Raw genomic sequence first — 21,907 nt, forward strand, 5'->3', positions numbered from 1 at the left:
CTTGATTGATAACGTCGGTAATCGCACCGAAGACACAACGACCATGAAAAATAAAAAAGTTCCCTTCTGGGGCAAAAGAAATCAAAATTGGCGCCGATAGTAAATCAGCATCCGAAATCGAAGCGGATTTACAGTTGAGACAGCCATGCGAGGTGAGCAATGGGCACAGTATTAGCAGCACGGCCAGCACAAACCCTTTACGTCACGATCCGTCGCGATGAATTACGTCAGTTGAAGGACGAGCGCGACCAGTTGAAGCTGGAAGTCGAGCAATTGCGCTTGCTGACACAAGACTATCAGGCCCAGCCCTTACCCATCACCCACGGTGCCCCTCACGCCTGATCCCCGCGCTTGAACCGGAAGCAGCCCGCGCTGCTTCCCATACGTCACGCCCCTCGGCCAATCCTGGCAACTCACGAAGTTTTCACATCGGCTTGTTGATACTCCGGCGCATTATGGCCGTTCGGTATCCGCACGGCACTCGTTCGTCGGCGATATTTCGAGTCCCGGCGATGGAAGTGATTACTCGCTGGAGCGCTGAATGGCTTTGTTTAAACGCAGCAATACGTCTGCGAACGGTTTCGATTGGACAGGTTTCCTCTGGTTGTTCCTGTTCTTCTGGTATTTTTCCGGCATCACCCAGCTACTGATCCAGCTGACCGGCACCTCCGGTTTTACCGGGTTCCGCCAGGCGTTTGTGATGAGTGCCATATGGCTGGCGCCGATGCTGCTGTTCCCTAGGCAAACACGCGTATTGGCCGCGCTGATCGGCGTGGTGCTGTGGGCCTGCTCGATGGCGAGCCTGGGTTATTTCTTCATCTATCAGCAGGAATTTTCCCAAAGCGTCATCTTCATCATGTTCGAGTCGAACGTGTCGGAAGCCGGCGAGTACATGACGCAATACTTTGCCTGGTGGATGGTGCCGGCGTTCCTCGCCCACACCGCTTTCAGCTATTTCCTATGGACGCGCTTGCGCCCGGTCTACCTGCCTCGCGGGCAGGCACTGGTCGCAGCGACGGCGATCCTGGTGGCCGTGATCGGTTATCCCATGATCAAACAAACCTTGCGCACCGGCAGTCTGGCCGGCGGTTTCGAGAAATTCGAAACCCGCATCGAGCCCGCGGTGCCTTGGCAGATGGCCGTGGCGTATCACCGCTACCTGGACACCCTGGCCGGCATGCAAGACATGCTCAATAGCGCCAGCAAAATCCCGCCGCTGCATAATCTCAAAGACGCGACGGCCAATCAGCCGGCGACGCTGGTGCTGGTGATCGGCGAGTCCACTAACCGTCAGCGCATGAGCCTTTACGGCTACCCTCGGGAAACCACCCCGGAGCTGGATAAACTCAAGGACCAAATGGCGGTCTTCGACAACGTCATCACCCCACGCCCCTACACCATCGAGGCGTTGCAGCAGGTACTGACCTTCGCTGACGAAGAAAACCCGGACCTGTACCTGTCGACCCCATCGCTGGTCAGCATGATGAAACAGGCGGGTTACAAAACCTTCTGGATCACCAACCAGCAGACCATGACCAAGCGCAACACCATGCTGACGACCTTCTCCGAGCAGGCCGATGAGCAGGTGTACCTGAACAACAACCGCAATCAGAACGCCGCTCAGTACGATGGCGACGTGATCGCGCCGTTCAACAAGGCCTTGGCCGATGCTGCGCCGCGCAAGCTGATCGTCGTGCATTTGCTTGGCACGCACATGAGCTACCAATACCGTTACCCATCGACCTTCGATAAGTTCAAGGACCGCAAAGGCGTTCCGGACGGTGTGCGCGACGATCAGGTGCCGACCTACAACAGCTATGACAACGCGGTGCTGTACAACGACTTCGTGGTGTCGAGCCTGATCAAGGACTACGCCAAGTCTGATCCGAACGGGTTCCTGATGTACCTCTCCGACCACGGTGAAGACGTTTTCGACTCGCCTGGCCACAGCACCCTTGGCCGCAACGAAAGCAAACCGACGGCGCCGATGTACACCATTCCGTTCATGGCTTGGGCCTCGCCGAAATGGCGCGAAAACCATGACTGGAGTTTTGCCGGTGATCTGGGGCGGCCTTACAGCAGCTCGCATCTGATCCATACCTGGGCTGATCTGGCGGGTCTTAGCTTCGATGAGCTGGATCGCAGCAAGAGCCTGGTCAGCGACAGTTTCAAGCCACGGCCATTGATGATCGGCAATCCTTATGAGCGCCAGCAAAAGGCATTGATCGACTTCAGCCTGATCAAACCCAAGACGCTGCCAGGCTCGCCGGAAGTCGTTCAGAAGTAATCCTTTCAGGGGCCGGTTCCGGCCCCTTTTTCACTGCGCTTATGGCGCGATTGCATTGTCCGAAACATTTACAAATAACAATAATTCTCGTTAATCGCTAAATCCCGCCTTCCCTCTTCGTCTTTGAACAAACGGAATTTTTCCCTCGAAGACAAGGAGTCGGCTGCGATGTTCGCGCCAATCACCCGTTCCATGACCTTTACCCTGGGCCTGTGCAGTGCCGCCCTGTGCCCCGACCTGCTGGCTGAAACCAGCCCTGATCAAGAGCCCGGCCGCACCCTCGAACTGGGCGCCACCAATGTGACCGCCCAAGGTTTGGGCAGCACCACCGAAAACACCGAGTCGTACACCACCGGCGCCATGAGCACGGCCACTCGCCTGAACCTGTCGATCAAGGAAACGCCGCAATCGGTGTCCGTGGTCACGCGCCAGCAAATGGACGATTTCAAACTCGGTACGCTGTCCGAAGCCATGGGCCAGACCACCGGCGTGGTGGTTCAGCACAACGATTCGGATCGGGTGAGCTATTCGTCCCGGGGTTACACGATCAGAAATTTCCAGGTCGATGGCATGCTGAACACCTTCAGCTACATGAAGTCCGACTCGGACACCATCATCTACGACCGCATCGAAGTGGTTCGCGGTGCCACGGGGCTGACCACTGGCGCGGGCGATCCGTCGGCCACCATCAACATGGTGCGTAAACGGCCGACGTCGCAGTGGCAAGTCCAGACCGGTGTCAGCGGCGGCAGTTATGACGACTACTACAGTTATCTGGATGTCGGAGGTCCATTGGCTTTCGACGGACGCCTGCGCGGACGCAGCGTGCTGGCCTATCGCGACAGCGATTCGTTCCGCGACAAGTACCAGCAACAAAGGGAGGTCGGCTACGGCATTCTCGAAGCCGATTTGACCGATGACACCGTATTGGCCGTGGGTTACGACTATCAGAACAAACACGTCCGGGGCTCCTCCTATGGCACCACGCCCTACTGGAATTCTGACGGAGGCAAAGCGAACCTCGGACGCTCCACCAACATGGCCACGTCCTGGAGTTCCTGGCCGTTAAAGGACAAGACAGCGTTCGCCACTCTGGACCAACAACTGGGCGCCGGCTGGCACTTCAAAGCGGCCTACACTCACCGCGAAAGCGATACGGATGGCAAGTTGTATTACGGCGGTGGCGGCTTCCCGAATGAGGACCGCAGTGGCATGAGCGCCTACTTGGGCCACATGCTTGGGACGCAGAAAATGAAGGCGTACGACTTTAACGTGGCGGGCCCCTACTCGCTGTTCGGTCGGGAACACGAAATGATGTTCGGGTATGGCGAAGCCGAACGCAGTGAAGAAAGCCCCTACCTGGATGAGGGCGCACAGCCGTCGGGTTACTTGAACATCCCCGACTGGAAGTACATGGGCGGCATCGCCAAGTATTCCGACACCGTCACCAACCTTGCAGGTTCAAAAGACAGTACCCGCCAGAAGGCCGGCTATCTGGCCACTCGCCTGAGTCTGACGGATGACCTGCATGCCGTGCTCGGCAGTCGTTATGGCAGTTGGAAAGCGTCGAACACGACCAACAGCTACGACGACAACCTGCAGCTGAGCAGCGTCGATGCTACCCGCCAGCAACACAACGACATCTGGACGCCATACGCCGGCCTGCTTTACGACCTCACGCCCGAATACACCGTGTATGTCAGCTATACCGACATTTTCAATCCACAGTCCAACCGCGACAGCAATCGCAAATACCTCGAGCCGGTGGTGGGCAGCAACTATGAACTGGGACTCAAGGGCAGCCTGCTTGAAGAACGTCTGAACCTCGCCACCGCGCTGTTCTGGAGCAAACAGGACAACGTAGCCGAACGCGACGACTCGGTACCGCCGGACCCGGCCACCCGTGAGGAGTTCTTCAAGTCAGGCGGTAAAGGCAACAAGGTTCAGGGCTTCGAAGCCGAGGTCTCGGGCGAGGTCATGGCGGGCTGGAACATGACGGCCGGCTACACCTACACCCACTCGGCCAACGGTGAAAAGAAACGCGCCAATACCAACCAGCCGCTGAATATGTTCCGGCTCTCCACGGCCTATCGCCTGCCCGGCGATTGGCAGGCACTGACAGTGGGTGGCGCGGTGAATTGGCAGAGCGACGTTTTTGGCAACTCCAAACGCCCGGTCGGGCGCAACGCTAATGGCACGCTGATCACCGAAAGCGCGAAGATCCGGCAGGAGGCCTACACCGTGGTCAAACTGATGTCGCGGTATGAGTTCGACAAGCACCTGTCGGCCTCGTTGAACGTCGATAACCTGTTCGACAAGAAGTACTACGACAACGTCGGGTTCTACAACGGCAACTTCTGGGGCGACCCGCGCACGGTGACCTTGAGCCTGGACTGGAAACTCTAGGTTTTGTTAATTCCCGCTTAACGAAATCGGCGGCTAATGAGGGCTCGAAATTGATTCATTGATTCATGGACGAAAGGCATCCGACATCCGTAGTGGGAGGCAACCATGAAACCTACACCCCTGATCATTGCCGGCCTGATGACGTTCGTCTCGGCCAGTGCTTTTGCCGAAGGTGGAGCTGAGCGCATGAGGTATTACTTCGCGAACTTCCCGGTAGGCCAACAGCAAGACCAAAGCAGGGCCAACGAGAGCAAAAGTCTTGAACTGCGGGTTCCGGACGATCAAACCGCACAAGTGACCGAACGCTACAGACCGTAATGGCCGAAGGGCGTCCTGGTGGACGCCCTTTTTTTTCGCCCGAAATTAAAGCGCCTTGGTCCAGAACAGCATCCGACCGTGCGCCGGGTCGAACATGCCGGCGGCAAATCCGAATTTGCCGTAGGACGCCTGCGCCACCGCGTTGCCTTCCAGCACTTCCAGCGTGATTTTGCAGCAGCCGCGCTGACGGGCGATATCCTCGACCTTTTGCAGCATTTTCTGGCTCAACCCCAACCCGCGAAACTTCTCCACCACTGCCACATCGTGCACGTTGACCAACGGCCGACAGGCGAAGGTCGAGAATCCTTCAAAGCAATTGACCAACCCGGCCGGCTCGCCGCCGACAAAGGCCAGCACACTGAACGCGTGGGGACGCTTGGCCAATTCCGCCGGCAGTTGCTCCAGCACGTCGGCCGGCAATGAGTGGCCGCCGCCCATCGGGTCTTCAGCGTAAGCATTCAATACCAGCCCAATCGCCTGGGCATGCACTGCGTTGGTGTAGCTGGCCTGAAGCACAAGAATTTCTGCGGATTCCATTTCCATCCTCGATCACACATGAAGTAACCCCAGCGCGCACCTCGCACTGGAGGTGCCGACCGACGATATCGCGAGCGCTGCTCTTGCTGCAATCTTTGCGCTCAAGCGCCCCAGATCAACGTTTCGGTCCATCCCAGCTCGGCAAAATCCTCGGCCCTCAAGCCCGATTCACCGGCACTGAAAAACTCGTCCAGCTGCGGCGGCTTGACCGAGGTGCCGCTGAGCATGGCGTGAACCTGCCCGCGATGATGGATCTGGTGCCCGAACAGATGGGACACCATGCGCAAGCGGCTGTCATGTTGCGGTGTGTCCCGGGCAATGGTCACGATTTTGCCCAGGTCCACGTCACGCATTTGTTCGCAGTAGGCAATCAGTCGCCGGTCCACCAGGGCTTGTTCGCGTTTGAGGTCCACGGCTTGCGTGAAAGGCTCGTCTTCGTTGAAGAACACATAGCAATCGAGATGCGGGTCATCGCCGCGCAACTCCCGCTCCAGCGCATCCACGTAGAACCAGTCGCAGGTCAGGATGTGATTAAGGGTAGCGCTGAGGCTAGGAAAAAAACTGACCCGCGGTGCCGCAAGCTCCGCCGGGCTCAGCTGGCTCCAGGCCTTGGCGAGTCGATGATTGGCCCAGGCGTTCTGATAGGCCATGGTCAGCAAATGGTGGGACAAAGGCTGATTCATGTTTGCTCCTCCCAGAGATCAAACTTCGGCAAACCGTTGTAGCTGCATTTCCTGTAAGCGGCTGAGCGTGCGGCGAAACGGGAATTGCAGATAACCCTCGGTGTAGAGCGATGCCATGGGCACCTGCGCTTCGAGGTACAACGGCACTTTGCGGTCGTAACACTCGTCCACCAGGGCGATAAAACGCCGTACACCGTCGTCATGCACCGACAATTGCGGCAACTCGCGATCACCCGCCGCCACCCGCTCGACGCCGTCTTCAGTGCCGCGTGCGATGCGCCCCTGGCGTTTCTGAGCGCTGAGATCGGGCACGTCACTCAAAAGAATAGCCTTGAAGGTGTCGCACAGCGTCATGAAATCCATGGCGGCAAAGGGCTGTTCGCAGAGATCGGCATATCGGGTCCAGAGCACGGTTTCACTGGTCTGCACGACGTTGAGCGACCGATAGCCGACGTTGATCGGGGCGCTGGTCACCGACCGGCCGACAGTCAACGCCTTGAATACTTCACCCAATGCACCGGGCTGGTCGGGCTCGGCCACCCAATAACGTTGCAAACCGGCGCCTGGGTGCAGGCGATGATCTTCGCCGCCATCCACCGCAATCACCTGCATGTGCTTTTTGATCGCCTCGATGGCAGGCACGAAGCGGTCGCGGTTGAAACCATCGGCGTACAGCTGATCCGGCGGCTGATTGGAGGTGCAGACCACCACCACGCCCTGTTCGAACATCACCTGAAACAAGCGCCCGAGAATAATGGCGTCGCCGATGTCGTTGACGAACAGTTCATCGAAACACAGGACACGCACTTCCTCGCTCAGTTCGTGGGCCAGCGCCTGCAAAGGGTCGGCAGTGCCCGTCAGCTGAAACGAACGCTGGTGCACCCAGCCCATGAAATGGTGAAAGTGTTGGCGGCGAGCCGGGACCTTGAGGCTTTGGTAAAACTGGTCCATCAGCCAGGTCTTGCCGCGCCCGACCGGCCCCCAGAGGTACACGCCGGTGATCGGCGTGCGGCCTTCGTGCAAGGCTTCATAGCATTTTTGCAGCGCCCAGACGGCATGTTCCTGGGCTTCGTCCTGGACGAAGCCCTTCTGTTCGATGGCGTGTTGCCAGGCGCTGAGGGGGGAGTCGACATTCATGCGCGGCAGTATGCCACTGTGCAACGACGGCTACAGTGAAATGTCCAGCCGGGCGATCTTGCCCTGTTCATTCAGGCGGAACATGTAGCGCAACTGCAAAGGGCTGCCCGGAAAAGTCCCGGAGATCAGGTTATGCACCAGCACCTTGCCAGTGCGCAGCTGAACATCGAGCACTTCGACCCGCGGCTGGTAACGCTGGGCGGTGTCTTCCATCCATTGGGCTATCGCCTGGGTGCCGACCCGGTGCTGGCCTTCATCGAACACATTGGCATCCTCAGCGAAAAAACGGGTGACGCTCGACGTGTCCCAGGCATTGGCGGCAGCAATGTAGGCGGCGATGGCGGGTGCCAGTGAAGAGGCTGGATTGGACATGTTTACGGCTCCTTGTTTGTTGATTCTGGAGCCATGCTAAAACAAGCCTGTGTCAGTTTTTGTCAGGAATGAAACGCCCTGCTTCATCCAGTTGCATCTGCTTGCGCCAGGTGCGCAACAGGTCGCTGCGCCGCCCCGGATAACGCTCGTCCAGCTCGCTGGCCTTTGATATCCGGTCGGTACGAAAAGTCCGATAGGCACTGCGCAATTCACACCAGGCGACGATGATTCGTACCTCGTTGAGAAACCCCAGGGCCAGCGGCCAGATCAGCCGTTGGCTGGGCACCTGATTAGCGTCGGCGTAGTCGATGTGCAGCTTGGCCTGCGTACGGATAGCCTGACGAAACACATTCAGTGGCACCGCGTTAGGTGCAAAACCATAACCGCGCGGGCCCGGCATGACCGTCGGGTTACGTAACGCGTCTAGCGCTTCGGGTGCCAATACCGCAGCAATCTTGGCCAGCGCATCGGCCGCGGCTTTGCTCAAAACTTCATCCCCTCGCTGATCCACATAGCGCAACCCCAGCACGATGGCTTCGGTTTCATCGGGATTGAGCATCAAGGGCGGCAGGAACAAACCACTGCGCAGCACGTAGCCGATCCCCGCCTCGCCATAGATTGGCGCGCCAAGGGCGGTGAGTTCGGCGATGTCGCGGTACAGCGTGCGCTCGGAAATCTCTAATTCACTGGCAAGCGTCGCCGCCGTCACTGGCCGACTTTTGCCGCGCAGCACTTGCAACAAGGTCAGTAAACGAGAGGTACGCGACATGATCGGCAGGCTCTGTCTGGAAAAGTCGTCGGAGCTTAGCAGAGGATCCTGTCAGAAAGTGGCAGCAGCCTCTCGCCCGGTTGTCGGCCCTTTACCCGTTTATGAAAATGAGCCTTGACGCTAAATATTACTCACATCATATTAAATACATGTCGCTAGACATCTATATTCAAAGCCCAACGCCTTTTCCTTCAGGAGCCACCCCATGCATTACAAAGTCTTTGGCCGCAAAACCGGCTTGCGGGTTTCAGAACTGGCGCTGGGTGCCGGTAATTTCGGCACCGGTTGGGGGCATGGCGCCGAACGCGACGAAGCCAGGCGTATCTTCGATGGTTACCTGGAGGCCGGCGGCAATTTCATCGACACCGCCAATGGTTATCAAGCCGGCCAGTCGGAAGCCATGCTCGGCGAATTCATCGCCGCAGAACGGGATCGCCTGGTCATCGCCAGCAAATACACCTTGGGGACCACACCGGCGGCGGGCATTTCCCACACCGGCAACAACCGCAAGAACATGGTTCGCGCGGTGGAAGAAAGCCTGACGCGACTCAAAACCGATCACCTCGACCTGTTCTGGGCGCACATGAGCGACGGCGTAACGCCGATGGAAGAGATCCTGCGGGGTTTCGATGATCTGGTACGCGCCGGCAAGATTCACTATGCCGGCCTGTCGAACTTCCCGGCGTGGCGCATTGCTCGCGCCGACCTGCTGGCCGAGATTCGCGGCTTTGCACCGATTGCGGCCATCCAGGTGGAATACAGCCTCGCCGAACGCACCGCCGAACGTGAACAGCTGCCCATGGCCGAAGCTTTGGGATTGGCCGCAACGTTATGGTCGCCGCTGGGCGGCGGGTTCCTCACCGGCAAGTACCGCACGAGCGAAGCGGACAACCGCGCAACCAAACTCGGCATGCTGGTCCATGCCGAGAAAAGTGCCCGTGAAACCGCCCTGCTCGACACCTTGCTGGCCGTCGCCGTGGAACTGGTCGCCAGCCCGACTCACGTGGCCATTGCCTGGCTGCGGGAAAAAGCCAAACGTTCGACGACGGCGCTGATTCCGATTCTCGGCTCTCGTACCCGCGAACAATTGGACGCGACATTGGGTGCTTTGGATGTGCAATTGAGTGCTGATCAGTTGTTGCGGCTTGATGGTGTCAGCGCTGTGGCGATGGGTGTGCCGCATGAATCGATTGCCGGGTCGACGGTGCGGTTTTCCGGGGCTGAAACTTTGGACTTGCCAAAAATCCCTGTCGCCTGAAAAAGCATCGCGGGCAAGCCGGCTCCCACAGGGATTGTGCTGGGCATCTGACTCCATCGCTCGCCACACATTAGTCTTTCTGGCATCCTGCGCCTCCATTTTCTGACCCTGCCCGCCTTCTGGCACGCACACAACCATGACCGCCTCTGAAAAAGCCCCTGTCCCGCGCAACAACGACCTGATTTACGGCCTCAATGATCGCCCGCATCTGAGCGCCACTGTCTTCGCCGCCTTGCAACACGTACTCGCCAGTTTCGTCGGCATCATCACCCCGACGCTGATCATGGGCAGCGCCCTGGGCCTGCAAAGCGAAGTGCCTTACCTGATCAGCATGGCGCTGTTCGTCTCGGGCCTGGGCACGTTCGTCCAGGCGCGGCGATTCGGCCCGGTCGGTTCGGGACTGCTGTGCCTGCAAGGCACCAGCTTCTCGTTTATCAGCGTGATCCTCAGCGCCGGGTTCATGGTCAAGGCCCGAGGCGGCGGTACTGATGAAATTCTCTCGACGATCTTTGGTGTGTGCTTTTTTGCGGCGTTCATCGAAGTGGTCCTCAGCCAGTTCATCGGCAAACTGCGGATGCTGATCACCCCGGTGGTGACCGGTACGATCATCACGCTGATGGGCCTGTCGCTGATCAAGGTTGCCATGACCGACATCGCCGGCGGTTTCGGTGCGGCGGACCTCGGCGCGGCCAGTCATCTGGCCCTGGCGGCACTGGTGCTCGGGACCATCGTGGTGTTGAACCGGGTTGATGTGCGGTTCCTGCGCCTCGGTGCGATCGTCATTGGCCTGACCCTCGGCTATGTCGTCGCCTGGCTCATGGGTGATGTCAATTTTTCAAGCATTCCCGATGTACCGTTGATGAGCGTGCCGGTGCCGTTTAAGTACGGCTTCAATTTCGATTGGGTGGCGTTTGTGCCGGTGGCGGTGATTTTCCTGGTGTCGCCGCTGGAGGCTGCCGGAGACCTGACGGCCAACTCGATGATTTCCCGGCAACCGGTCAAGGGCCCGATCTACATTCGCCGGATCAAGTCCGGGCTGCTGGCCGACGGGCTCAACTCAGCCATGGCGGCGGTGTTCAACAGCATGCCGATGGTGACCTTTGCCCAGAACAATGGCGTGATTCAACTCACCGGCGTGGCCAGCCGTTACGTGGCGTTTTTCATTGCCGGTCTGTTGGTGCTGCTGGGGCTGTTCCCGATGATTGGTGCAGTACTGCAACTGATGCCAAAACCAGTGCTCGGCGGCGCTGAACTGGTGATGTTCGGCACCGTCGCGGTGGCCGGGATCAAGATCCTCGCCGAAGCTGGCCTGCATCGGCGCAACGATGCTGATCGTGGCGATTTCCCTCGGTATGGGCCTGGGTGTCGCGGCCGTGCCGGAAGTGCTGCGTGAATTGCCAAAAGCGCTGCACAACATTTTCGAGTCGCCGATCACCGTCGGTGCGCTGTGCGCGATTGTGCTGAATATCTTTCTGCCCGAGGAATTCATCGAGCTTGAAGAGGATGATTTTGACCCCGAAGCGTCGATCCTCCAGGTCATGGAGAATCCTCCGGCCACTGAAGCAGCAGCGAGCCTGAACCGCTGAAAGGGACCGTGATACATTCGCTGCGACTCCGTTTGGCAGAAGGTTGACCGCACGTTGAACAAGAAGACCGGCATCCGGGCCGCTCAGGCCCAACAGACCCGAACACGGATTCTCGAAGCAGCGGTGAAAGTGTTCACCCGCGACGGCTATTCCGGGGGGCGGGTCGAGAGTATTTCCAGGGAGGCCGAGTCCAATGACCGCATGCTCTATTACTACTTCGGTAGCAAAGAGCAGTTGTTCATTTGCGTGCTGGAACACACTTACGAGCAGTTCAACAAAGCCGAAAGCCGGCTCAAGCTCGACCTGGCTCAGCCGTTGATGGCGTTGCAGGATCTGGTGGCGTTCGTCTGGAACTACTACGTCGAACACCCCGAATTCGTCGCCATCCTGAGCAACGAGAACCTGCACAACGGCAAGCACGCTCAACAATCCAGCGAGCTGCGCAGGCTGTCGGGGGAAGCCGTCGGGGTGTTGCGGCCGATCATCGAGGCGGGCCAGGCTCAGGGGTTGTTTCGCCAGGAACTGGACATCAAGCATGTGTATTTGATGATTGCCTCGCTTTGTTACTTCTATAACTCCAACCGGCATACGCTCAGTTCGTTTTTGGGCGAGGATCTGGCGGATAAGGGGCAGCGGGAGGATTGGCTGGGGTTTATCAAGGATCTGGTGGTGCGTGGGGTTATGAGGTTGCCCGATCAGGTTTATGGGTGACTTGGCCGGCCCCATCGCGGGCAAGCCCGCTCCCACAGGTTTTGGGTCGAGCCCCAATCAAACGATCGACACACAAACTTGTGGGAGCGGGCTTGCCCGCGAAGCTTTTAATGGCTACCGGGATTCGCCCGGAGGTGCGCAACCTTCTGCTCCAGTCCTTCCCACCCCGGCGCATTTGAAGCAAACCGATTACGCAAATACGCCGCCAGTTCCGCCACCTGAGTATTGGACAAACTGTCCTTGAAACCGGGCATGTAGCCCAGGTCCTTGGTGGCCGGAGCATTGATGCCTTGCAGGATGACCTTGATCAGGTTGTCCGGCTGATCGCTGTGCACATTGGTATTGCTCGCCAACGAGGGGCTCACGCCGAACAGTTTCGGCCCCAGGCCATCGGCGTGACAGGCCTTGCACGAGCCTTCGAATACACGCTGGCCGTTGCTCAATGACAGGCTCGCAACCGGCGTCGGTCGGGTGGCTTTCTCCACCACTTGCGCTTCAGCCTGCGCGTTGTTGAGAGACGCGAGGTACACCGCCATCGCCCGAATATCCTCCTTGGGCAATTTCGCCAATTCACTGACCACCGGCCCCATCGGTCCGGTCGCCACGCCATGGGCATCGGAATAGCCGGTGCTGAGATAACCGAACAGCTGATCCTCGGTCCATGGTGTCGGTGCCCTCGACAAACCGTTCAGCGCCGGCGCCTCCCAACCATCGACCATGCCTCCGGCCAGGAACGACGCACCGCCCTTCCCCGCCCCCATCAGGTTGCGCGGTGAATGGCAGGCGGCGCAGTGCCCCAAACCGTTGACCAGATAGGCGCCGCGATTCCATTGCTCGCTGCGCTGCGGTTGAACGCTGATCTCGCCACTGCGCAGAAATAGCGCATTCCAGCCGGCCATCAACGGCCGCAGATTGAACGGAAAACGCATGTCATTGGCTTTCGCCGGTTGGCTGACCGGCGCTTGCGACATCAGGTACGCATACAGCGCCTGCATGTCGGCATCGTTGATATTGCGAAAAGCGGTGTAGGGAAACGCCGGGTACAGATTGCGCCCATCGCGACCAATGCCATCACGCATGGCACGTTCAAACGCCGGGTACGACCAGTTGCCGGTACCGGTCTTCACGTCAGGGGTGATGTTGCTGCTGTAGAGCGTGCCGAATGGCGTCTGCATCGCCAACCCACCGGCATTGGTCGCGCCGCCGGGCGCGGTATGACACACCGCACAATCGCCGACCGCAGCCAGCAAACGCCCGCGCTCAAGGGTCGCAGCAGACCAGGTGCCGGCACTCGGCGGCGCAATCGGCGCGATTTCACCGTGAAATGGCCACGCGGTGGCCGCCATGCCCAGCAGCGCGCCGAACGCCGCAAACAGTGAACCGAACAACCACTTCGAACGTTTGGCCGGCGCTGTCGGCGGCTCGTCACAGGTGCCGGCATTCAGCGCTGCCAATACCCGCTCCGGGGTAATCGGCAGTTCGCGAAAGCGGATCCCGGTGGCGTCATAAATGGCGTTGGCAATCGCCGCTGCACTTGGCACCGACGCGGACTCACCGGCGCCCATCGGCGGCTGGTCCTGACGCGGCATCATCATGACGTCGATCTGCGGCACCTCGGGGAAGGTCAGGATCGGATAGCCGCCCCACTCCTTGCTGGCCACCGTGGATTCCTCGAACGTCACCCGCTCCTTGAGTACCCGGCTGGTGGACTGAATGACATTGCCGTGGATCTGATGTTGCACGCCCGCCGGGTTGATCATCATCCCCGAGTCATGGCCGATCACTACCCGCGTGACGGACACATCACCGGTCTGGCGATCCACCGCCACGTCCGCCACCCACGCGGCCCACGCCGCACCAAAACCGGGGAACTTGCTGTGGATGTAGCGCGCGTAGGCAAAGCCGCGACCACGCAAAAACTGATCGTCGTTCGGGGTTTGCATCGGCGCAGTGCGCGGGGTCCAGGCCGCACGCTCGGCGGTGGATTTCACCAGGTCGATGGCGCGCTTGTCGCGCAGGTAGCGCAAGCGGTATTCCACCGGATCGACGCCCGCCGCGAACGCCAGTTCATCGATGTACGACTCGTGGGCGAAAGTGTTGGGCAACGCCGAAACCCCGCGCATCCACGACGCCCGCACAATCGGCGCCATGTCGTTGATGGTGACGCGCATGTGTTCGAAGTCATACGGCGGGATCGACGTGCGATCGCCCATTTCGAACATCGCGGCCACCGGCTCGACCCGCCCGGTCAGCAGCAAGGCCAGGGTCGGCGCGCCGTTGGAGGGGTAGCTGGTCTGAAAGTCATAGGCGGCGACGCTGCCATCGGCGTTCAAGCCACCGTCGACGTCCATCAGTTGCGCGGTGCCTTTGGGTTCCCACAGATGCTCTTGCTCGCGGGTCAACTGCACCCGCACCGGTTTGCCCACAGCGCGGGATAACAGCAAGGCATCGGCGCACACATCGTCGGCACAATTGCGCCCGTAACAACCGGACGCTTCCATGCGAATGATCTCGATAGACGTTTCATCACACTCCAGTAGCCAGGCCAGGTCGGCGCGCAGCAAATGCGGATTCTGGCTACCGGACCACACGCGGCTGCCCGACAGCTGATAGTCCGCGACCCCACAGGACGGGCCGATGGAGCCGTGCATCTGATACGGCCATAAATAGGTGCGCGGCATGCGTTGACTGGCCCCGGCCAGGGCTTCGTCGACATTGCCCTGGTCCAGGACGACGCGCTGCACGCTCGGGTTGTCTCGGATCGCCTGTTCGACATTACTCATGTCAGGTAGCGCATGGTTCCAGGCTTTCCAGCTGATCTTCAGCGACTGGGCAGCCTTGATAGCCTGCTCTTCACGCAGGGCCACGACGCCGACGAAATCGCGGATCACCACCACCGCGACGATCCCGGCGATATGGGCGATGGAGGATTCATCGACTTCCAACAGGCTGTTACCGACGAAGTCGCCACAATCGAGCCCGGCATAGGGTGGGCGAATCACCCGGCCGTGGAGCATGTCCGGCACCCGCATGTCGTGGACGTAAGTCAGTTCGCCGGTGGCTTTGGCCGGAATGTCCACCCGCGCGGCGCCCTTGCCCACCAGCCGATAGTCTTCGGCAGGCTTGAGTGGCGCGGTGCCGGAGATGCGCAGTTCAACGTGGTCACCGCGCACCAGATCGGCGTAGGCCATGGTGCGTCCGTCCGCCGCGACAATTAGCCCGGCCTCGACCTTCAGGCTGCCCGCCTCCACCGCCCAGCGTTCTGCCGCAGTCTCCAGCAGAAAACGCCGGGCCTCGGCCGCGGCGTTGCGCAACGGGATCGCGGAAATCTGCAGGGTGGCGCTGGCGATGGTTGCGCCCTGATTCGGCACACGCTCCGTATCGCCCAGCACCATGCACACTTGCTCCAGTGGCAAGTCCAGTTCTTCGGCGACGATCTGCGCCAGCGAGGTGCGAATGCCGGTGCCGAGGTCGACATGCCCGTTGAAGGCATACACGCGCCCGTCGTCGCAGATGGCAATGAACAACCCCAGTTCCTTGGGCTTGATCAACGGGGTACCACCTTTGGCCACCGGGCCCGAAGGCGGCAGGATGTCGTCGACGATCAGCAGAACGCCGGTCTTGGCCAGCAATTGGTCGCGGGTAGGGATTGCGTCAGTCATGGTCATCGATCCACGTTCAAGGCGTTTGACGGGCGGCACGCAGCACCGCCCGGAGGATTTCGATATGGGTGCCGCAACGGCAGAGATTGGCCGAGAGTTCGTTGCGGATCTGGGTTTCGCTGGGGTGCGGGATGCGGTCGAGCAAGGCCTTGGCCGTCATGATCATGCCGTTGAGGCAATAGCCGCATTGCGCCGCTTGCTCATCGATAAAAGCTTGTTGCACCGGATGTGGATCGGCGCGGGTGCCGAGTCCTTCGAGGGTGACGATCTGCCGGTCGGCTGCGCCGGCCAGGGGAAATACGCAAGAGCGCGCCGCCACGCCGTCGATGATCACCGTGCACGCACCGCACTCGCCCAGGCCGCAGCCGTACTTGGGGCCGTTGAGTTGCAGGTCATTGCGCAGAATCAGCAATAACGGCGTGTCCGCCATGGCGGTGACGGTGGTGGTGTGGCCGTTGACCTCAAGCGCTACCGTGATTTCCTGGCTTGTCATTCGCTTCGCCCGCTTCAATTGATGAAGTACCCACTACACCAAAAGGTCGAAGAAAAGGTCGCGGGCCAGCGTCAATTTGTGGCGTCGCGACACACTCGAATGGTGAAGTGGTTACTACATGAAAAGAGAGCAAAAACAGTGCCAAAAACCTGATGCGTTGATCAGTCTTGTGGGTCGTCGATCATTTTTCGCAGCAAAAACAGCACCGCGACTTGCTCAGCCGGGTTGAGGTTGCTCATGGTCAGCTCGGTGATTTTTCCGGCACAGGGCACGGTTTGCTGCACCAGCCGGTTGCCGGTTTCGGACAGGCCGACAATGACTTTGCGTCGATCCTGCGGGTCAGGTTCGAGGGTAATCAGTTCCCGCGCCTTGAGCCGTTCGACAATGCCACGAATGGTCGCCTGGTCCACCGCCGTGGCCTTGACCAGTTCGGTCAGGGAGCTGGAGCCGTGATCGCGCAAGGCGCAAAGGGTCACGAACTGCACCGCCGTGAGCTGGGAGTCGCCGACATTCTGTTGAAAAATCGCCAGGTGCCGCTGATAGGCCTTGCGCAGCAAATGCCCGACTTGTTCGGAGAAAACATAGGAAGAATCAGGAGTTTCAGGCACGGCGGACTCGAAAGACGATGAGTGGTGGGGAGGCATGATGGACAGGTTGTGGGGTGGACTCAAGAGTGGCGTTGGCCAGCCCACACTCTCCGGGGATAGCGCAGAACCTTGTGGGAGCGGGCTTGCCCGCGAAGGCGGCGTCACATCCAACACATCAGTTGACTGACAGTCCGCTTTCGCGAGCAAGCCCGCTCCCACATTTGATCCGTGCTGACCACAGCATTTGGGTCTGGCAATCAGCAGTTCAGCGAACCCGGGAAGCGTCAGGCGCCACCACGTCACCGCCGATCACCACGGCCAAGTCATCCAGGTACACATCGCAATGACGCAGCGGAATATCCAGGTGGCACGGCGTCTTGCGGGTGCCACCGACTTCGGTATTCGGCCCGGTGGAGAACAGGAAGTTGCCGTAGAACGCCCGGGCGTCCATGCACATGCCGTCGTTTTTGTCGTGCAGCCCCATGGCGGTCCACTGCGCTTTTGGCTGCAATCCCCAGCCAATGTGGGAAATGCCGTAGACCTCGGGATCATTGAAATACTTCATGTAGTCGCGCAGGTATTCGGCCTCGAAACCACCGTGGATCGAGGTAATAAAGCCCTTGTCGATTTCCAGGGTGATCTTCTCCCGGGTGTAGGTCTTGAACGGCAGCAGAATATCGCCGACATCCAGCACCAGCACGCCCTCGGCGGTTTCTTCGTTCGGCCAGGAGAACAGAAAACCGCTGGGCCAGTGGTCCCAGCGCCCCGGTTCATCGGCGAAACCGTACTCGGTGACTGAAGGATATTGCCCAAGTGCAGCGCGAAAATCGCTGCCGGCCTTTGATTTGACGTGAATCGAGCGCGCCTGCTTGAGCAGCTTTTCCGCCGCCATCACTCGCACCTTATCGGCTTCGGTCGGCAGCATCCGCGCCAGGACTTCCGGGGGCTCTACGGCCAACAGAATCCGCGTGCCGGTTTTGAGGATCTGTTCCTGTTCCGGCGAGTGCAGCAGCATCATCGTGTCGACGATCAGGTCCGCCGCTTCCAGCGCCCGCTGCGCCGCGATATTACCGGTCAGCGCGGTGTCGCCGCAGTAGGCCGTCATGTCATTGCCCATGGCAGTCGGGTGGTTGAACGATGGCAATTCCACCGCATACACCTTGGCGCCCAACCGCTGGGCCGCATCCATCGCGGCACGCACGGTACGCGGGTCCGAATAGTGGCTCTTGAGCACGGCGACGCTCTGGGTCGGGTCGACCTTCGACAGCGTCAACACGTGTTCGAACATCTGGGTCAGTTCGCAATCGCTTACCGGCATTTTCCTCTCTCCTCAATCGTCTGCTGCGCACCAAGTCGAGGCACCCCGCCTCACTCTAGTGCAATTTTATAGTGTGTACGCCACTTATTAACGATAAGACCTGAAATGAGAGCGGACTGCAAGCATCAGACCACGACGTTACCAACTCACACAATTCCAACAAACAATGGTTACATTCGGTGACTACCGCGAAAAAACAATGAAAATTATTTTTCCCAGAAGGTCCTTTCTTTTTTTAAATTACAGCGTATACACTTTAAAAACCTTGCGGCGACCCAGCCAGCGACTATTCGAAGAAGAGGAACAAGCCCCATGGCAAATACACAAAAAATCGCCATCGTCGGTGCAGGTCTCGGCGGTGCAGCCGCTGCGACGTTGCTGCAACAAGCCGGGTTCCAGGTGGACATTTACGAACAGGCCCCGGAGTTCTCCCGCCTCGGTGCAGGGATCCACATGGGTCCCAACATCATGAAAATCTTCCGGCGCATGGGCATCGAGCAGCAGCTCGACCTCATGGGCTCGCACCCGGATCACTGGTTCAGCCGTGACGGCTTGAGCGGCGATTACCTGTCACGCATCCCTTTGGGAGATTTCGCTCGCAAGGAATACGGCGCGTCCTACATCACCGTGCACCGAGGCGACTTGCACGCCCTGCAGATGTCGACGATCAAACCCGGCACCGTGCACTTCAACAAACGCCTGGAAACCCTCGAAGAAACCGACAGTCAGGTGCGCCTGACCTTTAGCGATGGCGAAGTGACCTACGCCGACATCGTGATCGGCGCCGATGGCATCAATTCAAAAATTCGCGAAGAGTTACTCGGCGCAGAAAAACCGCTGTACAGCGGCTGGGTCGCGCACCGGGCACTGATCCGTGGCGACCAATTGGCCAAGTACGACCTGAAGTTCGAGGACTGCATCAAGTGGTGGACCGAGGACCGCCACATGATGGTTTATTACACCACCGGCAAGCGCGACGAGTACTACTACGTGACCGGCGTTCCGCACCCGGAGTGGGATTTCCAGGGCGCTTTCGTCGACAGCAGCCGCGAAGAAATGTTTGAGGCGTTCCAGGGTTATCACCCAACGGTTCAGGCACTGATCGAGTCCACCGAAAGCGTCACCAAGTGGCCGCTGCGCAACCGCAACCCGTTGCCACTGTGGAGCCGTGGTCGACTGGTGTTGCTGGGCGACGCCTGCCACCCGATGAAACCGCACATGGCCCAGGGCGCCGGCATGGCCATTGAAGACGCCGCAATGCTCACTCGCTGCCTGCAGGAAACCGGGCTCGGCGACTACCGCACCGCGTTTGAATTGTATGAAGCCAACCGCAAGGAACGCGCCTCCCGGGTGCAATCGGTGTCCAACGCCAACACCTGGCTGCGCACCCAGGAAGACCCGGCCTGGGTCTACGGTTATGACCTGTACGCCCAGCAGTTGAAATCGGGGGTGGCCGCGTGAGCACGTTTATCCACGGCGGCAACGTCCAGGCCAACGGCATTCGCCAGCATTACCTGCGCTACGGCGGCCAGGGCCCGGCGCTGATCCTGATTCCCGGCATCACCAGCCCGGCGATTACCTGGGGTTTTGTTGCCGAACGCCTCGGCGAACATTTCGATACGTATGTGCTCGATGTTCGCGGTCGCGGCCTCTCCTCCACCGGCCCGGAACTGGACTACAGCGCTGACGCTTGCGCCGACGACATCGGCGCCTTTGCCAAAGCCATGAAACTCGACAACTACCACCTGGTCGGCCACTCCATGGGCGCGCGATTTGCCGTGCAAAGCGCCGTGCGACATCCGGCCGGGGTAAACCGTCTGGTATTGATCGACCCGCCGGTCTCCGGCCCCGGTCGACGCGAGTACCCGAGCAAACTGCCGTGGTACGTCGACTCGATTCGCCAATCGTTGATCGGGATGGATGCCGAGGCCATGCGCGCTTTCTGCGCCACCTGGACCGACGAGCAACTGCAACTGCGCGCCGAATGGCTGCACACCTGCTACGAACCGGCGATCGTCAGGGCGTTCAACGATTTCCACGAGGTGGATTTCCATCAGGACCTGCCGGAACTTCAAGCCCCTGCGCTGCTGATGATCGCTGGCCGCGGCGGCGTGATTCAGCCTGAGGACGAAGCAGAAATCCTCGCGCTGCAACCGAACATTCGCACAGTCCACGTCGACAACGCCGGCCACATGATTCCCTGGGATGACCTGGAAGGCTTCTTCGCTGCCTTCGGTGACTTCCTTGGTCCACGCCTGAATTAAACGTATCCGGGAGACTTTTATGCTCAAGCCTTACCGCATCGGCCAGATCGTGCCGAGCTCCAACACCACCATGGAAACCGAGATCCCGGCGATGCTCACCGCGCGCCAATTGATCCGTCCGGAACGCTTCACCTTTCACTCAAGCCGCATGCGCATGAAGCAAGTGCGCAAGGAAGAACTGGCTGCGATGGATGGCGAATCCGACCGCTGCGCCGTGGAACTGTCCGACGCCAAGGTCGACGTATTGGGTTACGCGTGCCTGGTGGCAATCATGGCCATGGGTCTGGGTTATCACCGCAAGTCCGAGCAGCGGCTGCGCAAGGCCACTGCCGATAACGACGGCAACGCGCCGGTCATTACCAGCGCCGGCGCCTTGATCGAAGGTCTGAAAGTGTTGGGCGCCAAACGCATCGCCATCGTCGCGCCGTACATGAAACCGCTGACCGAATTGGTGGTGGATTATATTCGCGAGGAAGGCTTTGAAGTGGTGGACTGGCGCGCGCTAGAAATCCCCGACAACCTCGCCGTGGCCCGCCACGATCCGGCCAACCTGCCCGGCATCGTTGCCGGCATGAACCTGGAAGGTGTTGACGTGATCGTGCTCTCGGCCTGTGTGCAGATGCAGTCGCTGCCGGTGGTGGCGCAGGTCGAAGCGCAAACCGGCAAACCGGTGCTCACCGCAGCCATTGCCACTACCTACGCCATGCTCAAGGCCCTGGACTTGGAGCCCATCGTTCCCGGTGCCGGCGCCCTGCTGTCCGGTGCTTACTAAAAGGTGAGCGACATGAGCGAACAAACCGCCAACGACAACTATCAAGGCGTGTGGGGTCAGCGCATCGGTTTCGGCCAGAAATCCGCGTTGTTGATGATCGATTTCATGCGCGGCTACACCACCGAAGGGGCGCCGCTGTTTGCCCCAGGCGTGGTCAGTGCCGTGGCCGAAAGCGTCGAACTGCTGGCTAGCGCCCGACGTCAAGGCATCCCGGTGGTGCACACCAATATCCGCTACCATCCCGGCCATTTCGCCGACGGTGGAATCTGGGTTAAAAAAGCCCCGGTAATGAAAGACATGGTCGAAGGCAACCCTTTAGCGGCGTTCTGCGAAGAGCTGCTGCCAAGGCATGATGAAGTGGTGATCAGCAAACAGTACGCCAGTGCGTTTTTCGGCAGCAGCCTGGCCTCGATGCTGCACGCTCAGGGCATCGACACCGTGGTGCTGGCCGGTTGCTCCACCAGCGGCTGCATTCGTGCGACGGCAGTAGATGCGGTGCAACACGGCTTTCGCACCATCGTCGTGCGCGAGTGCGTCGGCGACCGGCATCCGGCGCCCCATGAAGCGAACCTGTTCGATATCGACAGCAAGTACGGCGATGTCGTCAGCAAACAGGAGGCGATCGCACACTTTGAGCAGCAGTAATATCCAACAAAGAACCGCGCCATAGAGCGCAGGTCTTGGACAAAAACTGAGGGTTCGCCCTCAGTCTTCTGACACTGCCTTTGGACGTCGCTTGCTACAGCG

At 59.7% G+C, this 21,907-nt stretch carries 19 protein-coding genes and 1 pseudogene; 11 read left to right on the forward strand and 9 right to left on the reverse strand.

Features of this window, described 5'->3' with window-relative positions; translation table 11 throughout:
* Positions 1–159 precede the first annotated feature (159 nt).
* The 4 genes from FQ185_RS25045 to FQ185_RS25060 all read left to right on the forward strand — a co-directional run bounded on the left by FQ185_RS25045 (position 160) and on the right by FQ185_RS25060 (position 5,011).
* Positions 160–342, forward strand: a complete 183-nt coding sequence (locus FQ185_RS25045) for a DUF6026 family protein (protein ID WP_149419770.1) — start codon at positions 160–162, stop codon at positions 340–342.
* A gap of 199 nt (positions 343–541) precedes the next feature.
* Entirely contained in the window at positions 542–2,287 is a 1,746-nt protein-coding gene (locus FQ185_RS25050) for a phosphoethanolamine transferase CptA (RefSeq protein WP_149419771.1), read from the forward strand.
* Positions 2,288–2,455: 168 nt separating this feature from the next.
* Complete coding sequence (locus FQ185_RS25055) at positions 2,456–4,693, forward strand: TonB-dependent siderophore receptor (RefSeq protein WP_149419772.1); 2,238 nt, start codon at positions 2,456–2,458, stop codon at positions 4,691–4,693.
* Between the two features lie 105 nt (positions 4,694–4,798).
* A complete protein-coding gene (locus FQ185_RS25060) occupies positions 4,799–5,011 on the forward strand; it encodes a hypothetical protein (protein ID WP_149419773.1) in 213 nt (70 codons plus the stop codon).
* Between the two features lie 45 nt (positions 5,012–5,056).
* Here the strand turns inward: FQ185_RS25060 and FQ185_RS25065 are convergent, their stop codons facing one another.
* The 5 genes from FQ185_RS25065 to FQ185_RS25085 form a co-directional block, all read right to left on the reverse strand.
* A complete protein-coding gene (locus FQ185_RS25065) occupies positions 5,057–5,548 on the reverse strand; it encodes a GNAT family N-acetyltransferase (protein ID WP_149419774.1) in 492 nt (163 codons plus the stop codon).
* Between the two features lie 101 nt (positions 5,549–5,649).
* Positions 5,650–6,231 (reverse strand): DinB family protein, encoded by a 582-nt coding sequence (locus FQ185_RS25070; protein ID WP_149419775.1) that lies wholly within the window; start codon positions 6,229–6,231, stop codon positions 5,650–5,652.
* An 18-nt stretch (positions 6,232–6,249) separates the two neighbouring features.
* Positions 6,250–7,368: a cell division protein ZapE gene (gene zapE, locus FQ185_RS25075; RefSeq protein WP_149419776.1), complete on the reverse strand. Its 1,119-nt coding sequence runs from the start codon at positions 7,366–7,368 to the stop codon at positions 6,250–6,252.
* 30 nt (positions 7,369–7,398) lie between these two features.
* The gene (locus tag FQ185_RS25080; RefSeq protein ID WP_149419777.1) at positions 7,399–7,740 is read right to left on the reverse strand and encodes a nuclear transport factor 2 family protein; all 342 of its coding nucleotides are present in this window, start codon (positions 7,738–7,740) and stop codon (positions 7,399–7,401) included.
* A gap of 52 nt (positions 7,741–7,792) precedes the next feature.
* On the reverse strand, positions 7,793–8,509 hold the full coding sequence (locus tag FQ185_RS25085) for a YafY family protein (protein ID WP_149419778.1): 717 nt from the start codon (positions 8,507–8,509) through the stop codon (positions 7,793–7,795).
* A gap of 205 nt (positions 8,510–8,714) precedes the next feature.
* Between FQ185_RS25085 and FQ185_RS25090 the strand changes: the two genes are divergently transcribed.
* The 3 genes and pseudogenes from FQ185_RS25090 to FQ185_RS25100 all read left to right on the forward strand — a co-directional run bounded on the left by FQ185_RS25090 (position 8,715) and on the right by FQ185_RS25100 (position 12,064).
* Entirely contained in the window at positions 8,715–9,767 is a 1,053-nt protein-coding gene (locus FQ185_RS25090) for an aldo/keto reductase (RefSeq protein WP_149419779.1), read from the forward strand.
* 136 nt (positions 9,768–9,903) lie between these two features.
* Positions 9,904–11,353: pseudogene (locus tag FQ185_RS25095) on the forward strand (nucleobase:cation symporter-2 family protein).
* Between the two features lie 54 nt (positions 11,354–11,407).
* Positions 11,408–12,064: a TetR/AcrR family transcriptional regulator gene (locus FQ185_RS25100; RefSeq protein ID WP_149419780.1), complete on the forward strand. Its 657-nt coding sequence runs from the start codon at positions 11,408–11,410 to the stop codon at positions 12,062–12,064.
* Between the two features lie 107 nt (positions 12,065–12,171).
* On the opposite strand, the gene FQ185_RS25105 is transcribed toward FQ185_RS25100, so the two are convergent.
* The 4 genes from FQ185_RS25105 to FQ185_RS25120 form a co-directional block, all read right to left on the reverse strand.
* The gene (locus FQ185_RS25105) at positions 12,172–15,726 is read right to left on the reverse strand and encodes a molybdopterin cofactor-binding domain-containing protein (protein ID WP_178113597.1); all 3,555 of its coding nucleotides are present in this window, start codon (positions 15,724–15,726) and stop codon (positions 12,172–12,174) included.
* Between the two features lie 16 nt (positions 15,727–15,742).
* On the reverse strand, positions 15,743–16,219 hold the full coding sequence (locus FQ185_RS25110) for a (2Fe-2S)-binding protein (RefSeq protein ID WP_149419782.1): 477 nt from the start codon (positions 16,217–16,219) through the stop codon (positions 15,743–15,745).
* A 161-nt stretch (positions 16,220–16,380) separates the two neighbouring features.
* Positions 16,381–16,863 (reverse strand): MarR family winged helix-turn-helix transcriptional regulator, encoded by a 483-nt coding sequence (locus FQ185_RS25115; protein ID WP_149419783.1) that lies wholly within the window; start codon positions 16,861–16,863, stop codon positions 16,381–16,383.
* 208 nt (positions 16,864–17,071) lie between these two features.
* Positions 17,072–18,124 carry a 2,5-dihydroxypyridine 5,6-dioxygenase gene (locus tag FQ185_RS25120; RefSeq protein ID WP_149419784.1) on the reverse strand — a complete coding sequence of 351 codons (1,053 nt, stop codon included), beginning with the start codon at positions 18,122–18,124 and terminating at the stop codon, positions 17,072–17,074.
* A 312-nt stretch (positions 18,125–18,436) separates the two neighbouring features.
* Between FQ185_RS25120 and FQ185_RS25125 the strand changes: the two genes are divergently transcribed.
* From FQ185_RS25125 to FQ185_RS25140, 4 genes are read left to right on the forward strand one after another with little or no spacing between them, the layout of a single operon-like run.
* Positions 18,437–19,585 carry an FAD-dependent monooxygenase gene (locus tag FQ185_RS25125; protein ID WP_149419785.1) on the forward strand — a complete coding sequence of 383 codons (1,149 nt, stop codon included), beginning with the start codon at positions 18,437–18,439 and terminating at the stop codon, positions 19,583–19,585.
* The gene (locus FQ185_RS25130) at positions 19,582–20,388 is read left to right on the forward strand and encodes an alpha/beta fold hydrolase (RefSeq protein WP_149419786.1); all 807 of its coding nucleotides are present in this window, start codon (positions 19,582–19,584) and stop codon (positions 20,386–20,388) included. The genes FQ185_RS25125 and FQ185_RS25130 overlap by 4 nt, the downstream gene beginning before the upstream one ends.
* Positions 20,389–20,407: 19 nt before the next feature.
* Positions 20,408–21,160: an Asp/Glu racemase gene (locus FQ185_RS25135; RefSeq protein ID WP_149419787.1), complete on the forward strand. Its 753-nt coding sequence runs from the start codon at positions 20,408–20,410 to the stop codon at positions 21,158–21,160.
* A 12-nt stretch (positions 21,161–21,172) separates the two neighbouring features.
* Positions 21,173–21,805, forward strand: a complete 633-nt coding sequence (locus FQ185_RS25140; protein ID WP_149419788.1) for an N-carbamoylsarcosine amidohydrolase — start codon at positions 21,173–21,175, stop codon at positions 21,803–21,805.
* The last annotated feature ends 102 nt before the right edge of the window (positions 21,806–21,907 follow it).

This window comes from Pseudomonas sp. ANT_H12B, assembly GCF_008369325.1.
In the GTDB taxonomy this organism is placed as follows: Bacteria; Pseudomonadota; Gammaproteobacteria; order Pseudomonadales; family Pseudomonadaceae; genus Aquipseudomonas.